Origin of the sequence: Mesorhizobium sp. Primo-A (genome assembly GCF_003997175.1) — a bacterium.
Classification (GTDB): domain Bacteria; phylum Pseudomonadota; class Alphaproteobacteria; order Rhizobiales; family Rhizobiaceae; genus Mesorhizobium; species Mesorhizobium ciceri.
Genome location: NZ_RZTG01000030.1, coordinates 1 through 20,798 on the forward strand (window position 1 = coordinate 1; position 20,798 = coordinate 20,798).

Sequence of the window (20,798 nt, forward strand, 5' to 3'; positions counted from 1 at the left end):
CCGCAGAAGGATTGGCCAGAAAATCCTGTCCCGCCGTAGCATGACATTGCCGCAGACCCCCAGGTCAATGAGTCTTACCCGCTTGGCGAACTGTCGTACGCGATTGTAATCTCAGAAATTGTTTATTGGAACCGGATGCCGGGCGTCGGAGGACTTTTCTGACTGGCCTGCCAGGCGTTTCCTGGATCGCCTATTTTTGCTTGTCGGCTTTGGCGTAGGCCTCGCTGAAATACGCCAGGTAGATGTCCAGCATGCCGTTTTCATGTGCCTCCTCCATGGTCCGCCATGTCGCGACATAGGCGTCCCAGGCCTGCCCCTTCTTCGATGTGAACGACGTAGGCGGGAGTTTCCTGCCGATCGCCTCGGGCGACAGGTCGTCAAGCAGTCGGGAGAGCGCAGCTTGCATGGCGGCATAGGTGGCGAATTCGTGCGTCTTCAGATCGCGGAATGCGTCCTCGATACTGCGCCTGGCATCAAGATAGCCGGCCCTGCGACGGGCGAACATGATTTCGAGGATGTCGTCGGTTCCTGGAACGAACTTCAGCGGATTGTTGTCGGCGGCGCTGATCATCGTTCGTTGTGTGCTCTTGGCCAGCATTTTCGCGGCCGCACGTGCTTTCAGCAGCAACGTCAGTTCCTCGACCACCACCCGCAGGACCGCGCCGATTTCGGCGGCAACTTCATGCGGGTCGCGTAATTGAAGCAATTCCGGCGAAATGCCGGCTCCGATCGCGATCTCCCGCAAGACCTCGTCTCTGGTCGAAGGCAGGGGTGGGGAGTGCGGCGGAATGCGCTGCCCGGGCCGTTGCTGCGCGGGATCGAAGAAAGGTGCATCTTTGAATTCCAGCGGTCGGCCTGTCGCGGGCGGCATGTCTCGCTGCTCGGATTTGTAGCTGCGGTAGCCCGCCGTGGCGCGCTCTTCGTCGATCGATACCAAGATGACATAACGGCCGATCAGTATCCGGTCGCCATGGCCAAGCCGGTGTGGCCCGGTCATGCGCTGGCTCGATCCGTTGATGAAAGTCCCATTGCGCGAGATGTCGTGCAGCCAGAACGCGCCCGCCTCGTAGCGAACCTCGCAGTGGCGGCCCGAGATGAACTTGTCGGGATCCGGCAAGGTCCAGTCGCAAGCATCGCGTCCGATGTCGAAGCCGCGATCACGCGCCGCGTAGCAGGTCGAGGTACCAGCGGGCAAGGCGTCGACATTGTTGATTTCCAGACTGATGTGCATCCGAGATCGCCGTCGATCGTTGATCGGTACTCCGCCATTCTAGCAGCTTGCGGGTAAAACAGGACAGAAGCGTTTCAAGCCGATGAACCGGCTGGTTAATGCATGTCGCCCAAAAGTGCCCTCCGTTTGAGAAAACGACATTGCATGAAACAAGACCTGAAGGTGCAGCGCGTGAATCCGACCAACCGCGACACGGTTTAGGTTTCTGTCGCCCCATGTCCTCTTTGGCCAGCAGGAAAACATGTGGTAGGCTCAACATGGCCTGGCGTGGCGGATTTAAGAAGTTCCTGAACGGAATGCTGTTAATATAGCGGGAACTTCAAATCCATCACATTGGCGGCCGCGTCCAGGAGGGGGCTCGACCCATGCCCAATGAACGTGCCACCGTTGTCCGGACACCGGTTGGCTCCGAGCTGTTGACCTTCACGCATCTTGTCGGACGCGATGAGATCAGCCGTTGTTTTGCCTATACGGTCGGATTCGTGAGCACCGACTCCGATATCGATCCGTTGAAGATGCTGGGCGGGCCGCTCTCGATCGAAGCTGAATCTGATCCGAAACGCTGGTTCAGCGGCATCGTCTCCGAGTTCCGGCTCACCCGGCTGGAAGATCGGCTGGCCTACTATGAGGCGGTCATCAGGCCGTGGCTCTGGTTTCTCGGCAACACCACCGATTGCCGTATTTTCCAGAACAAGAGCGTCCTCGACATCGTCAAGGACATCTTCAAGAAATACGGTATCGCGGAATTCGATCTGCGCCTGCAAGGGTCCTATCCCCCGCGCGAATATTGCGTGCAGTACGACGAACCCGATCTGGATTTCGTGCAGCGGCTGCTGGAGCATGAAGGCATCCTGTATTTCTTCGAGCATGATGACGGCAAGCACACGCTTGTCCTGGCCGATGCGATGAGCAAGCTGAAGCCTGCGCCGGGCTACGAGAAAGTGCTCTATAACTTTGAAGGTCAGGGTTCGCGGCGCGATGTCGAATACATCACTGAATGGATACCGGGCAGTTCGGTGCGCCCAGGCGCCTATGCCCACACTGACTATGATTTCACGAAGCCGGGCGCCGATCTCATGGCCAAGTCGGCCCAGCCGTTCAGCCACAAGGAGGCAGCGGGCGAGAACTACCGCCAGCCCGGCGCGCATCTCGAAACGGGCCGGGGAGACAGCCTGGCCGCGATCCGGCGTGAGGAAATCCAGGCCGTCCACCAGCGCATCGCCGCCGTCGGCACCGTGCGCGGCCTCTATTCGGGCTGCACGTTCAAGCTGGATAGCTTTCCGCGCGAGGACCAGAATCAGGAGTATCTGGTGGTCAGCGCCGAATACAGACTGTTTGATCCAGGCTACAGAGCCCATGCTGACGTCAACAGCGAGAATTTCAAGGTGATCCTCGGCCTGGCGCCGACAGCCTTGCCCTATCGTCCGCCGCGGATCACGCCACGGCCGATCATGCGCGGCCCCCAGACGGCGACGGTGGTCGGCCCGTCTGGCGAAGAAATATTCACCGACAAATATGCGCGGGTGAAGGTGCAGTTCCATTGGGACCGTCTGGGCAAGAAGGACCAGAACAGCTCCTGTTTCGTGCGGGTGTCGCAGACCTGGGCCGGCAGCGGCTGGGGCTTCATCCAGATCCCGCGCATCGGCCAGGAGGTGATCGTCGACTTCATCGAAGGCGACCCGGACCTGCCGATCATTACCGGCAGGGTCTACAACGCCTCCCAGATGCCGCCCTACGGGCTGCCGGGCAGCGCCACGCAATCGGGCTGGAAGTCCGACTCCTCCAAAGGCGGTGGCGGCTACAACGAGCTGATGTTCGAGGACAAGGCCGGCTCCGAACTGGTCAATTTCCAGGCGCAGAAGGACCACATCCTTCTGGTCAAGCACGACCGCACCAAGCTGGTGCAGCACGACCAGTCCGACCGCATCGACCACGACGCCAAGCATTCCGTCGGCCACAACCTCGATGAGGACGTCGGTAACAACAAGACGGTCAAGATCGGCGTCGACCAGACCACCAACATCGGCTCGAACGACACCGAGACAGTGGGCGCCAACCGCTCGCTGACGGTCATGGCCAACGAGACCATCCATGTCGTGTCGAACTCGACGGAGAACATCGACGCCAATCACACGCAGACGGTGGGGATTGTGCAGACGGTGAGCGTTGGCGCTGCGCGTGTCGATACGGTCGGAGCATCGGAGACCAGAAGCGTCGGCGGGCCGCAGACCAACACGATCGGCGCGACACGGTCCGTGACGGTTGGGGCAGCGCAGGACCACAGCATAGGTGCGAGCGACAGCTGGACGATTGCTTCCGATCAGAGCGTGTCCATAGGCGGCGGCCACACCGAGAGCATCGCGAAGGATCAAGGTTCGACGGTCGGCGGAGGACGCACCGCTTCGGTAGGCAAGGACGATTCGACATCGGTGGCCGGCGCGCATTCCCTCTCGGTCGGCAAAGACAGTGCCATTTCTGTCACCGGCAATGGCACGATCAAAATCGGCAAGAAGCTGGTCATCGACGCCGGTGACGAAATTCTCATCACAACCGGCTCGGCCAAGATCATGATGAAGAAAGACGGCACGATCGCGATCGAGGGCAAGGACATTTCGGTCAAAGGGTCAGGAAAGATCAGCATCAAGGCTTCTAGCGACATCACGATGAAGGGTTCGAAAATAGGGGAGAACTAGAGCATGGAAAAGGTTCGTGATCGCGTCGATGGCGTCGTAATTGGCCAGTTTCTCGGTTTCGGCGAAGACGGTCCTCTGGTAGTATTTCCGGGCAATTCGAAAGAAACCGCACTAGCGGCGCGCAGCCTTGCCGAACTGTCATCCGATATGATCGGCCAGGAGATCGCCTTGTTGTTCGAGGACGGAGATGCGCGGCGGCCGCTCATCGTCGGGCGCATCGTGGAACTGGTGCGCAAGCATGCGGCACCTGCAGTTATTCGCGATGGAGACCGCGTGCGGATTCACGCCGAAGAACGGATCGAATTACGCTGCGGCAAGGCAACGATCCTGATGGAGAAAGACGGTCGCATCACCATCAGAGGTACTTTCGTTACCAGCCACGCCAGTGCCGCCAACCGTATTCGCGGCGGTTCGATCGACTTAAATTGATGATGGTCGCGGGGAGCTACGGCCAACAATCGGACGGTACCGTTGAACATCGCATCGTCAAGGACATTGTGCGTCAGCACGCCGAGCTGGCGGCTTTCTTGTGGGCGCAGCGCGACACGTTGGCCGCCGAGGACCCACCTGAGGGAAACGTGGTCGACGGCGTCGGCAGGCGGCTTGAGGCAAACCTTGACGGCTTGCGTATTGCCGGGGTAGCCGCATGGCCGTTCATCGAGGCTGCCTATGAGGACTTCCCCGAAAAGGGGGAGTTGTTCCTTTTCACATGGTTGGCAATTGAGCAGGGTAGCGATAACAAGATCCGACAAGCCGTTGAACTTGGCCGTGCTTCGGATGACGATGCGCGGGGCCTGGTCGGAGCACTGGCATGGCATAAGGCCGAAACGATTAGTCCCTTGGTACGGCGTTGGATCAGCGCGCAAGACGCGTTCCTACGCTATCTCGCTGTCGCGGCCTGCCGCGAACATGGGGTCGACCCAAAAGCTCTGTTGACGAATCTGATGCGCGATCCTGACGTCCGCGTGCGGGCAAACAGCCTGCATTTGGCGGGGGTACTGCAACGCCTCGATCTGGTGCACGAAGTTGCTGGCGCGCTAGATGCCGACGACGGAAGCGTGCGGCTATGGGCAGCCTGGACACTGAACGAACTTGACCGCGGGGATTTGGCGAGGGCGGAGTTGCGAAAGGTTGCGGCCACCAATGGGCCAAATGCACCGACGGCTTTGCGAGCCTTGATCAAGGCAGGGCCACAGGACGACGTCCGCGCCTTCATGGGTGGCTTGCTCAAGTCGCCCGACACGGCGTCGCTAGCCGTGCGTGGCGCCGGCATGCTGGGCGATCGTTCGATCCTGCCTTGGCTGGTGCAGCAGATGCGCATTCCAGCGCTCGCTGCGGCCGCTGGCGGCGCGCTGCTCGAGACCTTCCCGGAAGCACGCGGCATCGACGGGTTGTTTACGCTCGATCCGACCACGCTTGGGCCTGACTTTGAGGATCACTTCGGCGATTTTGCGATGAAGGTGCCTGTGGCAGAGAACGTTAGGATGTGGAGCAACAGTGTGCTCCAAAAATAATCAAGAAACGCGCCGAGACCGCGACTCGAGCCACGAGCCGATCGATCAGGATCCCCGTGGGGTATCGAGAATTTCGGCGCAGCGCACCGCGGTCATGATCGGTGCCAATGACGCGTCTGTTAGAAGCACAACCGGCGCAATCTGGGTTTCCTCCACCGGCCACCAATCGCTGATTCCGCCCCTTATGACCGCCCATGCATCGTCTGAGCGCCCGGCTTTGGCCAGCGCGGCGGCGAGGAACACCACGTTGTCGAAAATACCGGGCAGGGTGTTGTCTTTTTCAAACATCTGCACCGCACCCTCATGATACTCATAGACACGCGCCAGTCCGATCATATGATCGGCCCGTGTCTGCGGATCCGAAAACTTTTTCTTGCTGCCTTCAACCTTCGCCACCGCCTCAGCAAAGCGAACTGCGCCACCAAGCTGCACACCCTGCGGTAAGCGAAAATCCTCCGAACCGTGTGATGCGGCGAACGCAGCCAGCCTTGCGAGTATCTTCAGAAGATCGGGATCGCCCTTCTTTCCCAAACTGCGGCGGCCGATCTCCGCTGTCTTTGCGGCTCGATCCCAGCTTTCGGTTTGGCGTGCCGCTAGCGAGCAAAGCGTGATCTGATCAATCTGGACGTCGAACGTCTCGAATTGGTCTAGTGCGGCGACGGACGTCTCGACATGTCCGAGCACTTCGTGCCATTGACCGCGGTACGCCGAGATCTCCGCGAGAGCCGCTGCGGCCCGGGCCGTACCCTTCTTCACCAGGTCGGCGAACGCCTGTTCCGCTTCTTCGATGTCCCCACCCAGAGCCTTCTTTTGTGCCGCCTCAAGCTGCGTTAGTTTTGCCATTCGGGAATCTCCGGGTTAAACCTGTGAGCGATGTCGCGATGAAGTTCGTCATCGATTTCAAGAGTGTTGTCTTCGTCGACAAAAAAAGCGCCTTCAGCGTAACACGCGTCAATCGTTTTGATCATTGCCGTAAGGCTCTCATACTCCACAGGCTGCTGGGGCTCCCCATGAATGAAGCCGATTATCTCTGCGGTTTCCTTCTTCTCATGGCCGCATGAGGCGAGGTAGAAATCCCCGCCTCCGTCAGCAAACACCGGAAACCACCCTTTGCGCCACTGCGGTGCGTCCCTTCGTTCCATGAATATTTCGACAGCTTCTTCGAGCGACAGCAGGTAGAAGCCGGGGAAAAAGTAAACGGTGTCCAACTGCTCGCCTTCGTTCACCCTGGTTCCGTCGCGCCAGCGATATAGTTGCTCCAACTCCAACGGAAGCGGGAAAGGCAACCGTGCCTCCCAGGCACGGATGTCCATGGTGGACAGCCCGGGCTGGAGCAGAGTTGGCGTTACGCGTCCGAGACGCGTCAGAAATTGAACGATCCGGTCCAGTTCTTCGATCATTGCAGGAGCCTGACTCTAGATGACTTCCACCCAATATGAATCGCCGTTGCCAATATTGTTGTTCTGATAAAACGACGAAAGTTTGCCGCCTTGGGCGTTCTGCTCCGACACCGGAATCGCCGCGACGGCGGCTTTCGGCTTACCCGGAGGTTTTCCACCCTGGGTCGAAGAGGCGAAGGGAAACTCGTCGAGCGACGTCTTTTTCTTGCCCTTTTTCTCGCCTTTGAGCGCGGCTCGCCGGTTCTTGCGGATGGCGCTTCGGCTTGTCTGGCGCGTCAGCTTCTTCTTGCCGGAAGCGGGCATCCGCTTCCTCATGTTGGCTACCTTGTTAGGAAAGGTTGCCGAATCGAAAACGACCGTAGGCAGCGGGGCTGGATTTGCATTCCCCTGCAGGTCGACCGTATTTTTGTTGTTGTGATATTTCTTGTCGGTGTGGCGGCAGGCGTTCTTGCCATCCATCTTGACGTCGAACGAGTAGAGTATCCAATCTGTTGCCTGTTTGAACGTATTGGATTTGACGCCGCCAACCGTTCCGGGTTCGTCACCCGTACTCATCCCGTATTGCGAGCCTTTGTTAGCAATCATGGCGCCGCCCTTAGCGAAGACGGTTGTCGTGCCATTCTGCAATGTGCTGCTCATTGCGAAGTTGGGATAAGGCAAGGGAATGGGGCCGCCCGGGCTCGGAGTCTTGCAAACGTCGGGGATTGTCGCCTTGGAGAATCCGGTGGACGATTTGTGGGTTAAGCCGAGGCCATTGACGGTGATATGCGTCGGCATCAGGCAGCCTTTCGCCTGCCGCCGAGTAGTGCGGCTGCGCGAACGCCGTTCTCGGAACTGGTCCAGATCAGGGACAGGGGTCCGGTCTGATAATTGCGGGCTTCGGCTTCCGCCACAAGGCTGACAAACAAAGGTCCGCTCGCCGCACCCACATCGCCCCAGCAATCGGCAGGGGTCTCGAAATCGGCCGCATCCCTGAACCGACCGGGATTGCGGATGGTTGCGAAGCCGTACTCGTTGGCTCGATAGCGTTCGCCGTTCATGTCGCAGATTATCCGATCGACTGGATCTGTTACGGCCTTTTCGAACAAGTTACGGAACGCAGCACCAAGTCCTTCGCCAAGAACGACGGTCTCGGTTCGGATGCGTTTTTCCTCGTGCGCGCCTTCGATGCCGATCAGTTGGAGCCGTGGCGGGATAGCATATTTCCGGGCGGTTCGCAGAGTTGTCATCAGGCAAAATCCCGCCGCCTCTCCAGGGCAGAACCCATAGATGTTGCCCTCTGAATGCAGTTGTTCATTTTCGTCCAACCACACGAGTGTCTCGGTCTGCAGATAGGTATCGACGCCGCCAGCCAGGCAGAACGTTACGCTGCCCTCGCGCAGGCTTTTTGACGCTTGCAGCATGGCGATCATACCGCCGGCATGGCCTCCAGCAATGGATCCGCCGCCCTGGAACACGGCGTATTGTGACAGACCACTGCGAAGTTGAGCATGCACTTGGACTGCGAATTCGCCATCCTGGCCAGGCCTGGGTTCGCCTGTCGCCACGATTAACGACACCGGTGCGTTTCCGAGGGCGCCAAGCATCGGCCGCAATGCCTGCACGGCCGGATCGAAAGCGATTGCGACAGCGCGATCGGGACCCCGCATATGAAGGTCAATACCCATGTCGCGGGTGACCTTCATTTGCTCGCCGAAGCGGTCGACCATCGTGGGATGTTGTTGGATTGCGGAAATGCCAGCGCGAACCGCGGCCGCACTGGAAGCAGCGTCGAATCCCAACGGCGTTCGCGCGCCGATGCCGACGATGACGATGGCGTCGTCTCTAGCCATCGACGAATTCCTCCGTCCAGATACCCATGCGCGTGGCGGCCGCCGAAACAGTCTGACGACGTAGGCTTATGGTGGTGCTCTTCAGCCGCTCCTCGTCATAAGGAACATACAGCGTGGTCATCCATGTAATGGAGAACTGACGCTTGTCTGGTTTGATCCGTAGCGTATGGATCGTCGGCTCCTCATGCTGCCGGGAGGGTCGGTTGTTGAACTCCGTATGTATGTCGAAGCCGATACGAGGCAGTACGAACTGGAAAAACCCGTCGCCAGTGAAATTGCCCAGCCGCACGGTTTCATAGCCGACAAGTGGCGTCCTGGTTTGCTGATCTTCCGGCGCGCACTGGTAGTATGTTCGGCTGAAATCCAAGGGCAGCAGCGGATCACGCCTCTTTTGCCATTCATCGCCATAGGTGCCCGCATGTTTGGCGCGCGGCATCCAGTGCCGCGCCACTGGACCGAAACCTGCTGGCCGGCCGCTTTGGTGATCGCGATAGGGTGCGTCAGGATACTCGAAGTTGGGGCCGGTCCTGCCGATCAAATGTCGTGCATCGACGGCGAAGCCGGTTCCTACGGGGTTTCGTCGGTCCCAATCGGGCGTGGAGGCCTGAGTGTCCGTGCCGCCAAAAGTTCTCCGCCAAGAAATCGGAATCCGAATGAAAGGCTCGGGTCGGCTCATACGCACCAGTACCGGCCCCGGCATAAAAATACGGTCGCCAATCGCACGCACGCTCTTGTCCAACACGTTGCCTATCTTGATACGCGCCATCGACTCGATATTCGGTCGCTGATCAGGCGCATATACGTGGCCTTCTACAAGGACATCGGTGTGCTTCTTTTCAATGACGAGATCGTCGTCATCAAGTAATTCCAGGGCGTCAGCGCTGTGGATAGGGGCCATATTAACAGGAACCTGATCCTTCAGAAGCTGCTGCTTACCGTCGAGGTCAAGTTCGAACGATGCTTTGATCGCGATCAGCCACCATTCGTGGCCGTGTTCGTCGCGGGTCCAAGCTTCCTGGGCCGCAAATGGCGTCTCGTTCCAGAGATTCCACATCGGTCAACAGATCTCCCCACTGACGGCAAGGAGAGATTCGAGGATTTTGGTGGGTTCCTCCGGATCGACGTCGTAAAGGTCGGAGGTTGCGGTCCACACGACCATGCCGTCGATCGCTTCCCCGCGTTCGTCGCGATCAGGGAAGGGAAAAACCAGCAGCGCCTGGTCGAGCGCGTCCGGCGTCAGCCCGGTCTCCTGGGTTTCAAAACAAAGCGCTTCCATGTCGCGGAACCAGTCGGCCCTACGCGTCATCGTCTCGTCCGCAGAGGACATCATCGCGACGATGCTAAGAGGAAAGCGCCGTCCAACCCGGTCGGCCGAGGGCAAGATTACCCCCGCCGCGTTTCCGAATGCCGCAGGCCCTGAGATGAAACGTAGTGGGATTCGTTCGTCCCAGGCTTTCGAGCCCATCAGCGGGACGAGATGCTGCGCCAGCCAGCGGTCCCAAGCGCGCACAAAGTCGCCCGGCAGCCGCCTCGTCACGAAATCGCCGGTGGCGGGCATTTTTCCGTAAAAACCGGGCACATTCATATCTGCGGCGGACATGTGAACTTCTTGAACATTTCGAGGTTGTACGGATTTTCGACGCTGGCGGCCCTGAGCTCGAAATCGGCGTACATGCCTTTCGTGCCCAGACGCAGGCTGTAGACGTCGGTCAGCGAAGTGCTGGCGAAGCGGCCACTGCGGAGCATCCTCAGCCACGCCCAGCTGCCGGTTTCGTTGAGCATTATTTCAGGCGATCCGTCGATCGGCTGGAAGGCGAGCGAGATGACGCCCGTGCCGTCCTTGCCGGGCCATGTCATGGGTTGCGGCCGCGTTGCGTTGTTGTAGTAGACGAGGCTCTGGCCATCGAGATTGAGCGTGACGCGCGTGACGTTGGGAGACAGGTCCTTCGGTTCAAGCGTGAAGCTCATCACGGGTCCGCTGCCGCCCGCAAATAGATCGTCGCGGATGTGCCTGGCCTGCTCGAACGCCGCCAAGGCCGAACCGTCAAGGCCGAAATCGGCGCGCCATTTCCATGGCTGGCTGGTCATGTCGACATAGTTGATCAGATGGTCGTTGATGAAACCGTCGATCAGCCCGGCCGGCCCAAAGAGGCGGGCGAAATCCCGTACGTTCACGTCCACCGCGCTCTCGGCGCTGAACGGATAGCGGTCGTTCAGCGCCGCCTGGCAGAAAGGCAGGATATCGGCCCGCCAGATGGCGTTGAGCTCCGAAGTGACCGCCTTCTGAGTCAAATTGCTGGTGTCGCCGGCAATCCCGCCCAGCCAACTGCTGATAGGGTCGGGCAGGATCTGTGCCTGCCGGGCGACCGCTCCCGTCAGTTCGGCAAGGCCGCCCTGCTTCTTGATAGCATCCTGCGGATTGGGGTTCGCGGTGACCGTCTGCAGCACGTTGGATAGCGCGGTCAGCGCGACGACCGCGGCATCCAGTGCCGGCGGCTGGCCATCGACCTCGGCAATGGTGCTCTTGAGTGGTTTGAAATGTTCGGCCACAAGATTGCCGGTCAGGTCCACCTCGCTGGCCGAACCCGCCCGTGGCAACAGTTTTGCCCCTGTTTTCACTATCTTGCCAAGCTTGCCCAGTTTGCCGAGCAGTTTCGAGCCGCCTTTGGCTGCCGCCTTGTCATCTCCGGCGGGCGCGTCATCCGAACGGGTGAGCTCCGTCTCTTGCACCACTGCCGTCAGCAGGCGCTTCAGCGCGGAATCGGCGCTCGAAAGATCCTTGAGGTTCTCACTGGCGACGATGAGATCGGTCAATGGCGCGAGCCTCATGTCGCGCAGGAAGCTGTCCCATTGCGCGATATAGTCGTCATAGTAGAGCTTCAGAATATCCTCGGACAGCGCCGAGACCGAGGTTTCGGAGTTCTCTGAGCAGCCGCCAGCGAAAACGGCACGATCGAGCGCCGCCTGTGCGGCGACATCGTCGATGCGATCGAGAATGACGTCGTGAAAGCCGGCATAGGTGAATGCTCCGGAAATGCCGACGCGAAGCGTCTTGGCGGAACGCCGCGCGAACACCTTGCTGCCGTTGGGGCCGGCGAAATTCGCCGGGATCCACTCCTTGAGCCCGGCCACTGCCGGATCGGCCAGCAACTGTTTGTAGGCGCGCGCCGGCAACGAAATGGTACACACCGTTTTCAGCGCTTCGGCAACCAGGGCCTGGTCGGGCGCGACATAGCTCTCGTCGACCGTCATCCGGCGGATGGCGGCAAGCTGATGCTCTTCGGCATCGGCGGTCGGAAATGGTGCCGCGGCCGCGAATTCGGGCAAGCTGTTCGCCCACCAGTCTTGGGCGTAATCGGGATCCATCTGAGACAGGCCCGTCATCATGCGATAGGTTTTCAGCGCTCCGAGCATGAAATCCGGGTCGCGGATCTGCCGCCACATCGTCGCCTCGAGCAAGGCGATCATGCGTGGCTCAAGAATATTGCGCAGGGCATGATCGTACGTGTCGGTCTGCGCCCGCACCATTTCCGCGGAGGCCGATGGTCCCAGTAGATCCTGGGCGGCGCCAGGCGGTGCTGTCCGGGCGGTTGCGACCGCGTCCATCGCACCGAGCGCGCCGTCCATGGCGGGCTGCTCCACCGATGCCGGCGTTGCAGCGATGGAGGTCAGCGGCGTCTGCAGCGCTTCGAACTGGCCTGCCTGGGCCGTTATCGCGTTGCGGTTGTCAAAATAGGACCAGGTGAACAACCCGCCGGCCAACAATGCCGCCGCCGCGCAAGCGGCTGCCGCACCCCGCCAGATCCAGGCGCGGCGCCGTTGCGCCAGCGGATCGAACGTGCCGAGGCCCGCTTCCTTGAAGATGACTTCGGTCAGCAGGTTCTTCAGGAAGAAGCTGCGTTTTTCGACCCTTGGTGCGGGCAGCGCCCGTCGCGGCGGCAGGCCGAAGGACGAAGACAGCGCCGCGGTCAGCCGGTCGATGGGCGCTCCTTCCTGCGTCGCCGATGTCAGATAGAGCCCGCGCAGCCACGCGACCTCTTCATACCGGCTTTCGCCGAACATTGCCTCGACCAGCACCTGTATCGGTTCGGACAGGCTTGCCAGTTGGGCGGGAAAGCGGAAAATCTCGGCACGGGCGGCGAGTTTGTCCTCATCTTCCAGCCGCGGCACCAGCCTCCGCTCAAGTTCCGTCGCCAGCGCGGAAATTTCCCGTTCAATGGTCTTGGCATCGACACGCGCTTCCAGCGCGAAGGTGGTCCCCCATACCTGCTCGCGCGAAGCCGTGGACAAGCCGCCGAAGAAAGCCTCGAAACCCTTGATCAGATCGGCCTTGGTCAGCATCAGATAGACCGGAAGGCGGATTTCGAGCCGGTCGTTGAGTTCGGCCAACCGGCGGCGGATCTTGCGGCCGTGCGCCTTGATGGCTTCATCGCCCTCCCAAAGCACGTCGATCGAAAGCGCGACGATTACGCCATTCAGCGCGCGGCGTCCGCGGTGCTTTTTCAACAGGTCGAGGAAGCCCAGCCATTCAACCGCGTCCACATCGGGCTGGCTCTCCTGCTGGACATAACGGCCGGCGGTGTCGATCAGAACCGCATGTTCGGAAAAGAACCAGTCGCAGTTGCGCGTGCCGCCGACCCCCTGCAGGTCGTCGGTGAGGTCGATCGGAAAATTCAGCCCGGACTGCCGCAAGGCCGTGGTCTTGCCGGTGGCCGGCGGCCCGACGATCACATACCATGGCATTTCGCGCAGAAACTTTCGTCCGCCCAGCTTGCGGCGCTTCAGTTCGGCCATCACCTCGGCGAACTTGGCACCGACGGCCGCGACATTCTCTTCGCCGGGTCTGAGCGGCTTTTCCACCACCGGCGCGGCAATCTCGGCGACGAACATGCGGTTGGCGCGGATCGCCCGGCGCTGGGCGACGATCAGCCAGGTCAGCCAGAAGATGACCAGCAGCGCAATGATGACGATGCGCACGTTATCAGAGGCGAACGGTTCATAGGGACCGACCCTGACGATCGGACCGAACACCCAGATGACCAGGGAAAGCAGCGTGAGGCCGATCAGCGTCCATAGCCAGCGTGATGTCAGGACAGCCCAAAGGAAGCGCAGGATGAACATCTCACAGCCTCTTTTCGACAAGCACCTCGACGCGGCGGTTCAAGGCCCGCCCCTCGCGCGTGCTGTCGGTGGCGACTGGATCGGTGGCCGCGCGGCCCTCGGAATGGACGCGATCCCGCGGCACTCCGTTCTGGACCAGCATGTCGGCAATCGTCTGGGCGCGAGCCTCCGACAGTCGCTGGTTGGTCGACAGCGGATTGGTCTTTTGCAGGGGAACGCTGTCGGTATGACCGACGACGGTGATGTTTCCGATCAGCTCCTGGTTGGCGAGGATCACCTTGGCGAGCGACCCGATCAGGGGCTCGAAGCCTTCGGTCAGTTGTGGCCGTGACGACTGGAACAGTTCGGGATTGGAGGCCTGGATCGTCAGCTTGGCCAGCGAAACGCTTTCGGTGCCGCTGAGGGCGGATTTGAGGTCGGCGGGCGCCCCGGCCTGAAATTCCGGCAACAGCGCAAAATCCACCTTCTCCGGCGGCGGGGCATCGACCTTGGGCGACGTGCGGGTGATGTCGCCGCGCGCGGGCGGCGGCAGTGCGCGAACAAGTGCGGAGAGCTCGACCGCCTGGCTGCTCAGTGCCATCGAGAGCCCGACATGGATTGTCATGGCTGCAACCGCCGCACCGAGCGCCATGACCCAGATCGGAACGATGAAGCGCTGCGGCTCGTCAGATGCGATCACGCCTTTCCAGTTTGGCGACAGTGGCGCGCCTTCGGCGTCGGCATCGCGTAGGAAGCGTGCCGCCGCCACGCGAACGGCATTGAGCGAGCGGTCGCCGGATCGGGCCGACACGCGATATTTGCCACGAAAGCCAAGCGCCATGCATTGATACTGCAGTTCCAGCAATTCGCGATCACGGTTGGGATGGCGCTCGAGTTCTTCGAGACGGGTGAAGAACTGCGTGCCGGCATCGACATCGCCGCGCAGCATGACCACAAGCGGCTGCCGCGGCCAGGCGCTGGCACCGCCCCATGGCGTGTTCAGGGCCAGATCGTCGAGCAACGCCGCCACCACCCAGGCCGCCTGGTCGGCGCGCTCCATTGAGGATCCGACCGACATAGCCGTGTCGCGTGCCCGGACCAGTTCTTCGAGCAATCGGGTACGCAATGCTTCCGGATTGTCCGGCGGCAGCGCACTTTCAAGCTCGGGAGCGAATTCGAGCAAGGGCGCAAATGCGTTGACGAGTGCGTTCGGATGGGTGCGGGAGCGCTTTACCGACGCGCTCGGCAAAGGTGGCGCCATCGGCCGCGGCATCGGCGCGCCGGTCAATCGAATGCGGGTGCGTTCGCGATCCTCCGACAGTCCGAACGGATCATCGCGGCTCATGATCTCACCTGTTCACCGAATAGCAGTCCACCTGCGGCTCGCTTGGCAACACGCCCGAAACGCCGATGACGAAGCCGGGAGCGTCGAGCAGCGACGCCCAGTGCTCACTTTTCTGGTCCAGTTCCAGACATAACCGATCGCCATCGTAAGGAATCTCGCGCGGCTGGGAATGAAGCGGTTTCAGCGGAATGCCGGGCAAACGCGATTTCCACAGGCCCTCGAACTGGTCGGCCGAGCCGACGGTTGCCTGATTGACGAATATCTTGCGCAGCGCGTCTTCCGACAACTCCGAACCGACCCGGATGACGATCCGGCTGGCCACCAGCAGCTTCGGATTGTCGATACGGATCTTCCAGACATTGGTCGAATGCCGCATGACAGGCAGCGCACGCGATTTGGGCTCGATGTAACGCAGGCTGAGGATGAGCGAGCGCAGCGCATCCGCCAGCGCCGAATAGGCAGGGCCAGGCGCCATGTGATCGTAGGCGGGCAACTCGCCCAGCCGCCGCGCGCTCGATCCGTAGGTCGCCATCGAACCGGCGAGGCCGGCAAGTTCCAGGTAAAGCTCGGCTGGATGGAACACATCCTGAGCCAGCATGTGGGCCAGCCGCGGACGTGCCGCATTGGCGAGATTGAGCATCAGCAAATCTTCGACGCTGCGCCCAGGTCCGCCCATGACCATCTTGCCATGCGCCTCGGCGATCTGGTCGAGGCCGGTGACAACTTCCAGCAGCAATTGCCGGTACCAGGCCACGGCGCCCGTAACCAAGGTCGGTGGCAGGAAGGTCTCGTCCAGGGAGACGCCGCCATCGGCTCGAATCCCCTTGAGGTCGGCGATCGGCAAGGCCGTGTAGCCACCGACCGACTTGCCGGGTGCGAGCAGCAGCGCCTGCGGCCGGGCAATTTCGATTTCTTCAGGGTCTGAACCGCCCTGGACGGCGTCACGCACCGAAACGATACGCCCATGATATCGCGCACCCAAGGCGGCAGCGTGTGCCGGATCGAAGCCGACACCGCCCGGAGGCTCCAGCGGCAAGGCGATCAGCACCGGTCCGGCGCCCGTGTCAGGGGTGACCGGCAGCGGTCGCGGCGCGTCCATCATGTCCGGGATGGAAAAAGGTGTCCCATCCGGAAAGATGCCCCGCGCGGACAGAATCGAGATCTGGCCGGCTTCCAGCAACGCCTGGTCCAGCGTCAGCTGTTGGAAACCGAACGTATGCAATTGCCCGGCCTGCAACGCGCCGCGCACCGTCGCCTCGAAAAAGCGATCCTGCTGCTGGAAATGCTGGGTCCGCAGGAAAAGCCCTTCGGACCATAGCACCCTGTTTGCATTGCTCATGCCGCTACTCTCTGTATCGAGCTCCCCTTGCCCTTTGCCGCTAGGCGGAAATGCCGCCGCTGCCAAGCGTGACGTTGATCGTGAATTTCGATCCCGACGACACCGACTTGGTTGTCCGCCAGTTCCGGCCGCCGGGCTCGCGGATCAGAGCAACAAAGCCCAGCGCCGTCGCGTCCGGCTCGACCGTGATGGTTTTGGATGCGGATTTTCCCGGCCCGACGGAAATCTGGTCGGATCCGATGAGATCGCCCGCCAGCGCCGTGCCGGCATCCCCCTGCAGCGCGAAATAGTCGGCGGAATTGAATTTGCCGGTGCTTTTCAGCCGCATCACCAGGATCGTTACCGGCCGGTCGCCGCCGCCTGGTCCCGGGTTCATGCCAGCACCGCCGTTTACGTTGACGGTGATCACCGATGGTTTCGGCGGACCACTCTGGCAAGCCGCAAGCAACCCTGTCGCGCCCAAGGCAACAACAAATTCACGTCGATCAATCATCTCTCACTCCTCCTCATATGCATCTCGAAAATCAGCGCCGATTTCGCCAAGGAAGCTCTTTTCAGCACTCTCGGCGATTTCACGATGGCGCTTCTGGTAAAGTTCCCACAGCTTGGCGCCCCGCCCCCCAGAGAGAAGGGTTCCGATCGCGGAATTCGATTTCAGCTCATCCTCGATCACTACCGGGTCAAAACGGTCGATCATCCGCCGCATGGCGGTCTGTATGCCTCGCCAGGCGCGTACGTGATGTTGCGCGAGATCGCGCACCGCATCGGTGATTGCCGCTTCACCGCCGAGAAATCCTGGGCTGCGCTCAGCGATAAGCGTTATGATGGCGTCGTCGACGGTCGGCAGGAACTTGAGCGGATTGACTTCGGAGGCCCCGACCATGGTCTGCGCGACGCGCGCGTTTCCCTTTTCCTCGGCCCGCTTGCGCAGAAGCTGCATCAGGCCTTCCATCATCATCCGGTATTCGCGACCGAACTTCTCCATTTCCGCGATGCTGTCGCGTCCGGGGAAATCGGCTTCCTCGACACCCATGCCATGCAGGAATGCGGCGCGAAGCGCCATCTCCTCCGGCCGCGCCGCAGCCAGCGCCGGGGCGGCTTTGGGAGCAGCACCCACACGTGGTGAAGCAGGGGTAGCTGCGGGCTGCACCGGCAAATCCCAGGGATTGGCTGATTGGGATCGCTGGGCGATGCGCTCGCGCTGTTCGATCGAACTGGCGCCGTTCGCCGAACTGAGCGTGGCGGCTGGTCCGAAAGGAAAGTCATCATGGGTTCCGGACGGCTTGTCACGGGCGGCTTGGGCTGCGCGGTCGGGGGACGGTACCGCGTCGAGGCTGAACGGGTCCGCTTGGCTCGCCGCGCCGCCCGGTTCGCGATAAGGGGCGGGATTTTTCGACACCGGCGTCGAAACCGGATCGAGGCTGAACGGGTCATCGAAAGCGGCCGAGTGGCGCTGGTCGGAGTTGGCACGTTCGAATGCACCCGCAACCGGCTGCTCGAAAGGGTTCGGCAGATCGGCCGGACGTGGCCGTCGCGGCTCTTCTTCGACCTTGGCGGAAAAGAAGTCATCGCGACCGATGCTCACCGGGGCCCGGGATGCTGGCGGCGCGCGTTCCGAAACCGGCTGGCCGGCCGCTGGTGCTTGAGTGGCTGGCGTTTGCAGGTCGACATGGACGACGTAGTCGCCCAATCTCAGCCGCATGCCACTTTGAAGGCGCGTCGACTTGCCGGCACCGAGCGGGCTGTCGGAGTCGTTTATGAACAATCCGCTGCTCGACGTGTCGGTGACGAAATATCCATCTCGCCCGCCAGAGATCTTGCAATGTGCCCTTGAAACGAACATGTCGGGATCGTTGATCTGCCAACCCGCGTCCGCGCTGCGGCCGATCACCAGCTCACCCTCGTCAAGCCGGGCCTGCCGCACCGCCTGGGTGCGTGGCCCTTGCTCCAGTGTCAGCAGCAGGCTCATGCCGCGACCCCCGTCATTTCCGGCCGCCATCCGACGATTGTCCGCAGCCGCATGTCGTCAGCATCGCCCCTTTCGATGGGTCGCGCAAGCCAGGCGGTCTGCCCGAGCCGAACCGCTCCGATTTGGGGCGGCGGTACGGCTTCACGCGCAAGCACGATGCGCAGATCGACGTCGAGCGACTCCCCGACCATGTCGCGAACGGCCTGCTTGAACAGCTTGAGCCGCTCCCCGCCAGGCAGGAACGCCTTGAACTCCTCATACCCCAGCGGGCCGACACGCAGTTCGATCCTGCTTTGGCGGCTGAAAACGCGTGGGCCGATCGTCGCGCCCTTGCCGAGCCCTGCAAAGGCCTTTGCAAGACGGGTCTGGAGACCGGTTGGTACTGTTATCCAGGCGGAGATGAACTCCTTGATCTGTACCGGCGCCTTGAACGCTTCCGCCAGGAACAGCGTCAGCCGTTCCGGGCCGTCGACCTGATTGGCCAGCGAAGCCGCCTGCCGAAGCTTCACCGTATCGAGATTGGGGTCCTGCGTGCCGGGAAGTCCGATCCCGGCCATGGCTTCAAGCATGGCGCGAACGCGCCCGCCGACCGCGCGTTCGGCCTGCACGGCCGGGTGCGCATCCGCCCACGCCCGATAGTAGAGGGCGATCATACGGTGCTGCAGAATGTTGACGAAGTCGACGAACGTCGTGTCGCTAGTCAGTTGTGCCTCGGCGCCGGCGAACCAGCGTTGCGAGAGCCGGTCGAGCACCCAGCGCGTCAGATGCAGCGGCATTGGACCCTCGGGTCCCAGCAGACCAAAATTTGCCACCGTGACCCGGGCCGGTGCCGCATCGCGGGCTTCGCGGAACACAACCAGGTCCCGTGCGGAAAAGGCGAGGCGCACATGCTGGCCGAGCCGTGCCGGCTCACGGTCGGGACGGCCGGAATGGCCGAACAGACCGTTCCGTTGTTCGAGGCGGCGCAGCAGTTCGAAAAAGTCGAACGTCTCGGACAGACCTTCGGCCCTGTTCGGGCCGGGCTTGTCTAGATCAGGTAGCGATTGCCGGGCGTCATCGGCCATGGCACATCCTCCTGCTTCTGCAGCAGCCGCGTGCGAGTTCGCACGAAGCCGTTTATCCCGGCGTGACGAGCAAACAACCGCGCCAGCAAGGCCGAAAGCAGCAAGGTACTTTGGCCGGCCAGGACCGATTGATCAACATGCAACGTGACTTCGGTACCGCGTCCAAAGCACATCGGTCCATCGATTTGCAGACGTTCGATGACCGGCTGCGAGTCGATACGCACGATCGAATGCACATTTCGGGCAAGGCTTGGATCGCCGCGATCGGCATAAAGGTCGAGTAGCGCATGCAGGGGATCGATGCCGCGGCCTTCTTTGGCAAGACTGAGAAAGTTGAGCGCGAGCTGCGCCACCAGCCGCCAGGCGAGATCATCGGCCCGCGATTCCCCGTCGGCCCCAGCAGGCAGTGCCGCAGGAATAGCTGGCTGCGGCGCACGCAAGGCGCCAAGAAGCCTCACGGTTTCGACCGGGTCGCCGGCCTCTAACGTCAACGTCGGATTGTCATCGAGGATCGGCAGATCACGATTGGTGCAAAGCGCCATCACGTCGAGCCGCTTCAGCGGCCGGGTCGCCGGCCTTACGAGCGGCCGGGACACGGCCAGGAAAACGTCATCCCCGGTATAGGACGTTCGCGTCAGACCTTCGCGGCGCTCCTCCTCCATCGCGCGGCGAGGGCGCCTTTCGGTCGAATAGACCCAACCACTACCGCGGTTCTGACCCAGGCTGAAGAGCTCGGGGATTTCGGCGTCGTTGCCTTCCGTGTCGGCGTCCTCGACGCGGATGACCCGGTAGATTTCGAAGTCACGCGCCCGCGTCCGGTCCGCATGCAACACCTGGCGCGTCTTGCGTTCATCGACTTCGACGACGTTGCACTCGCGTTCGAACAGATTGATGATCGGTGTCGCGAAAAGTTCGAAGTCCGCCGGCGTCAGATCGGCCAGCTCGGGAACCGTGCGTTTGAACAGGAAAATGATCTCGAGTCCGGCCGCGCATTGGCGCACGACAGGCTGCAATCCCAAAACCCGTGCATAGTGAAAACGCTCGGGCATCATGAAGTATTCGCGCAGCAACCGGTATCCTTCGAATGTCGGGCGGGTGCGCGGCATCAAGGCTTCGTCGTCGCTGATGCCGATCATCTCGGGTGCCGGCAACGGCGACAGCGGGTTGGTCTTGCCTTCCGGTCGCGCTGCTGTGGCCGCGCAGGCGCCGAAAATCGCATCGAACAGTAGCGGCGCCTTGGTGCGTCCGGCAAAATAGAGGTCAAGCCGGTCGAGAGCCAGTTCGTCGAGCTTGCCTTTTCCGGTCCTGGCC

The 20,798-nt window shown here is 61.5% G+C and carries 17 protein-coding genes; 3 read left to right on the plus strand and 14 right to left on the minus strand.

The features are described from left to right. Positions 1-190: 190 nt before the first annotated feature. Positions 191-1,231 carry a type VI secretion system-associated FHA domain protein TagH gene (gene tagH / locus EOC83_RS31495; RefSeq protein ID WP_063170597.1) on the minus strand — a complete coding sequence of 347 codons (1,041 nt, stop codon included), beginning with the start codon at positions 1,229-1,231 and terminating at the stop codon, positions 191-193. Between the two features lie 365 nt (positions 1,232-1,596). Here tagH (EOC83_RS31495) and tssI point away from each other — a divergent pair, with 365 nt between their 5' ends. The 3 genes from tssI to EOC83_RS31510 are packed head-to-tail and all read left to right on the plus strand — an operon-like array spanning position 1,597 to position 5,438. Continuing rightward, positions 1,597-3,924, plus strand: coding sequence for a type VI secretion system tip protein TssI/VgrG (gene tssI / locus EOC83_RS31500; protein WP_013525290.1), 2,328 nt, complete (start codon positions 1,597-1,599; stop codon positions 3,922-3,924). Positions 3,925-3,927: 3 nt separating this feature from the next. Beyond that, on the plus strand, positions 3,928-4,353 hold the full coding sequence (locus EOC83_RS31505) for a DUF6484 domain-containing protein (RefSeq protein ID WP_013525291.1): 426 nt from the start codon (positions 3,928-3,930) through the stop codon (positions 4,351-4,353). Further along, positions 4,350-5,438, plus strand: coding sequence for a hypothetical protein (locus tag EOC83_RS31510; RefSeq protein WP_164752018.1), 1,089 nt, complete (start codon positions 4,350-4,352; stop codon positions 5,436-5,438). The genes EOC83_RS31505 and EOC83_RS31510 overlap by 4 nt, the downstream gene beginning before the upstream one ends. A gap of 45 nt (positions 5,439-5,483) precedes the next feature. On the opposite strand, the gene EOC83_RS31515 is transcribed toward EOC83_RS31510, so the two are convergent. The 13 genes from EOC83_RS31515 to tssF all read right to left on the minus strand — a co-directional run. Beyond that, positions 5,484-6,281 (minus strand): hypothetical protein, encoded by a 798-nt coding sequence (locus tag EOC83_RS31515; protein WP_013525293.1) that lies wholly within the window; start codon positions 6,279-6,281, stop codon positions 5,484-5,486. Continuing rightward, positions 6,269-6,838, minus strand: coding sequence for an SMI1/KNR4 family protein (locus EOC83_RS31520; RefSeq protein WP_013525294.1), 570 nt, complete (start codon positions 6,836-6,838; stop codon positions 6,269-6,271). Before EOC83_RS31520 ends, EOC83_RS31515 begins: the two co-directional genes overlap by 13 nt. Before the next feature lie 15 nt (positions 6,839-6,853). Further along, positions 6,854-7,615: a PAAR-like domain-containing protein gene (locus tag EOC83_RS31525; RefSeq protein WP_082826755.1), complete on the minus strand. Its 762-nt coding sequence runs from the start codon at positions 7,613-7,615 to the stop codon at positions 6,854-6,856. After that, positions 7,615-8,670 carry a beta-ketoacyl synthase N-terminal-like domain-containing protein gene (locus EOC83_RS31530; protein WP_013525296.1) on the minus strand — a complete coding sequence of 352 codons (1,056 nt, stop codon included), beginning with the start codon at positions 8,668-8,670 and terminating at the stop codon, positions 7,615-7,617. Before EOC83_RS31530 ends, EOC83_RS31525 begins: the two co-directional genes overlap by 1 nt. Continuing rightward, entirely contained in the window at positions 8,663-9,724 is a 1,062-nt protein-coding gene (locus EOC83_RS31535) for a DUF2169 domain-containing protein (protein WP_063170596.1), read from the minus strand. The genes EOC83_RS31530 and EOC83_RS31535 overlap by 8 nt, the downstream gene beginning before the upstream one ends. 3 nt (positions 9,725-9,727) lie before the next feature. Next, positions 9,728-10,270 (minus strand): type VI secretion system-associated protein TagF, encoded by a 543-nt coding sequence (gene tagF / locus EOC83_RS31540; protein WP_024504484.1) that lies wholly within the window; start codon positions 10,268-10,270, stop codon positions 9,728-9,730. Further along, complete coding sequence (gene tssM, locus EOC83_RS31545) at positions 10,252-13,791, minus strand: type VI secretion system membrane subunit TssM (RefSeq protein ID WP_063170595.1); 3,540 nt, start codon at positions 13,789-13,791, stop codon at positions 10,252-10,254. The genes tagF and tssM overlap by 19 nt, the downstream gene beginning before the upstream one ends. Position 13,792: 1 nt before the next feature. Beyond that, positions 13,793-15,115, minus strand: coding sequence for a type IVB secretion system protein IcmH/DotU (gene icmH, locus EOC83_RS31550; RefSeq protein ID WP_063170594.1), 1,323 nt, complete (start codon positions 15,113-15,115; stop codon positions 13,793-13,795). 4 nt (positions 15,116-15,119) lie between these two features. After that, positions 15,120-16,454, minus strand: a complete 1,335-nt coding sequence (tssK, locus tag EOC83_RS31555; RefSeq protein ID WP_063170593.1) for a type VI secretion system baseplate subunit TssK — start codon at positions 16,452-16,454, stop codon at positions 15,120-15,122. A gap of 40 nt (positions 16,455-16,494) precedes the next feature. Beyond that, positions 16,495-16,947 carry a type VI secretion system lipoprotein TssJ gene (tssJ, locus tag EOC83_RS31560; RefSeq protein WP_024504481.1) on the minus strand — a complete coding sequence of 151 codons (453 nt, stop codon included), beginning with the start codon at positions 16,945-16,947 and terminating at the stop codon, positions 16,495-16,497. 3 nt (positions 16,948-16,950) lie between these two features. Continuing rightward, a complete protein-coding gene (gene tagH, locus EOC83_RS31565) occupies positions 16,951-18,423 on the minus strand; it encodes a type VI secretion system-associated FHA domain protein TagH (RefSeq protein WP_063170592.1) in 1,473 nt (490 codons plus the stop codon). After that, positions 18,420-19,487 (minus strand): type VI secretion system baseplate subunit TssG, encoded by a 1,068-nt coding sequence (gene tssG, locus EOC83_RS31570; RefSeq protein WP_063170591.1) that lies wholly within the window; start codon positions 19,485-19,487, stop codon positions 18,420-18,422. Before tssG ends, tagH (EOC83_RS31565) begins: the two co-directional genes overlap by 4 nt. After that, positions 19,451-20,798, minus strand: a 1,348-nt coding sequence (gene tssF, locus EOC83_RS31575; protein ID WP_127326028.1) for a type VI secretion system baseplate subunit TssF, incomplete at its 5' end; no start/stop codon positions are given. The genes tssG and tssF, both read right to left, overlap by 37 nt.

Coding starts and splice junctions, on each gene's coding strand:
- tagH (WP_063170597.1), bottom strand. CDS start 1,231: ATGCACATCAGTCTGGAAATCAACAATGTCGACGCCTTGCCCGCTGGT.
- tssI (WP_013525290.1), top strand. CDS start 1,597: ATGCCCAATGAACGTGCCACCGTTGTCCGGACACCGGTTGGCTCCGAG.
- EOC83_RS31505 (WP_013525291.1), top strand. CDS start 3,928: ATGGAAAAGGTTCGTGATCGCGTCGATGGCGTCGTAATTGGCCAGTTT.
- EOC83_RS31515 (WP_013525293.1), bottom strand. CDS start 6,281: ATGGCAAAACTAACGCAGCTTGAGGCGGCACAAAAGAAGGCTCTGGGT.
- EOC83_RS31520 (WP_013525294.1), bottom strand. CDS start 6,838: ATGATCGAAGAACTGGACCGGATCGTTCAATTTCTGACGCGTCTCGGA.
- EOC83_RS31525 (WP_082826755.1), bottom strand. CDS start 7,615: ATGCCGACGCATATCACCGTCAATGGCCTCGGCTTAACCCACAAATCG.
- EOC83_RS31530 (WP_013525296.1), bottom strand. CDS start 8,670: ATGGCTAGAGACGACGCCATCGTCATCGTCGGCATCGGCGCGCGAACG.
- EOC83_RS31535 (WP_063170596.1), bottom strand. CDS start 9,724: ATGTGGAATCTCTGGAACGAGACGCCATTTGCGGCCCAGGAAGCTTGG.
- tagF (WP_024504484.1), bottom strand. CDS start 10,270: ATGTCCGCCGCAGATATGAATGTGCCCGGTTTTTACGGAAAAATGCCC.
- tssM (WP_063170595.1), bottom strand. CDS start 13,791: ATGTTCATCCTGCGCTTCCTTTGGGCTGTCCTGACATCACGCTGGCTA.
- icmH (WP_063170594.1), bottom strand. CDS start 15,115: ATGAGCCGCGATGATCCGTTCGGACTGTCGGAGGATCGCGAACGCACC.
- tssK (WP_063170593.1), bottom strand. CDS start 16,454: ATGAGCAATGCAAACAGGGTGCTATGGTCCGAAGGGCTTTTCCTGCGG.
- tssJ (WP_024504481.1), bottom strand. CDS start 16,947: ATGATTGATCGACGTGAATTTGTTGTTGCCTTGGGCGCGACAGGGTTG.
- tagH (WP_063170592.1), bottom strand. CDS start 18,423: ATGAGCCTGCTGCTGACACTGGAGCAAGGGCCACGCACCCAGGCGGTG.
- tssG (WP_063170591.1), bottom strand. CDS start 19,487: ATGGCCGATGACGCCCGGCAATCGCTACCTGATCTAGACAAGCCCGGC.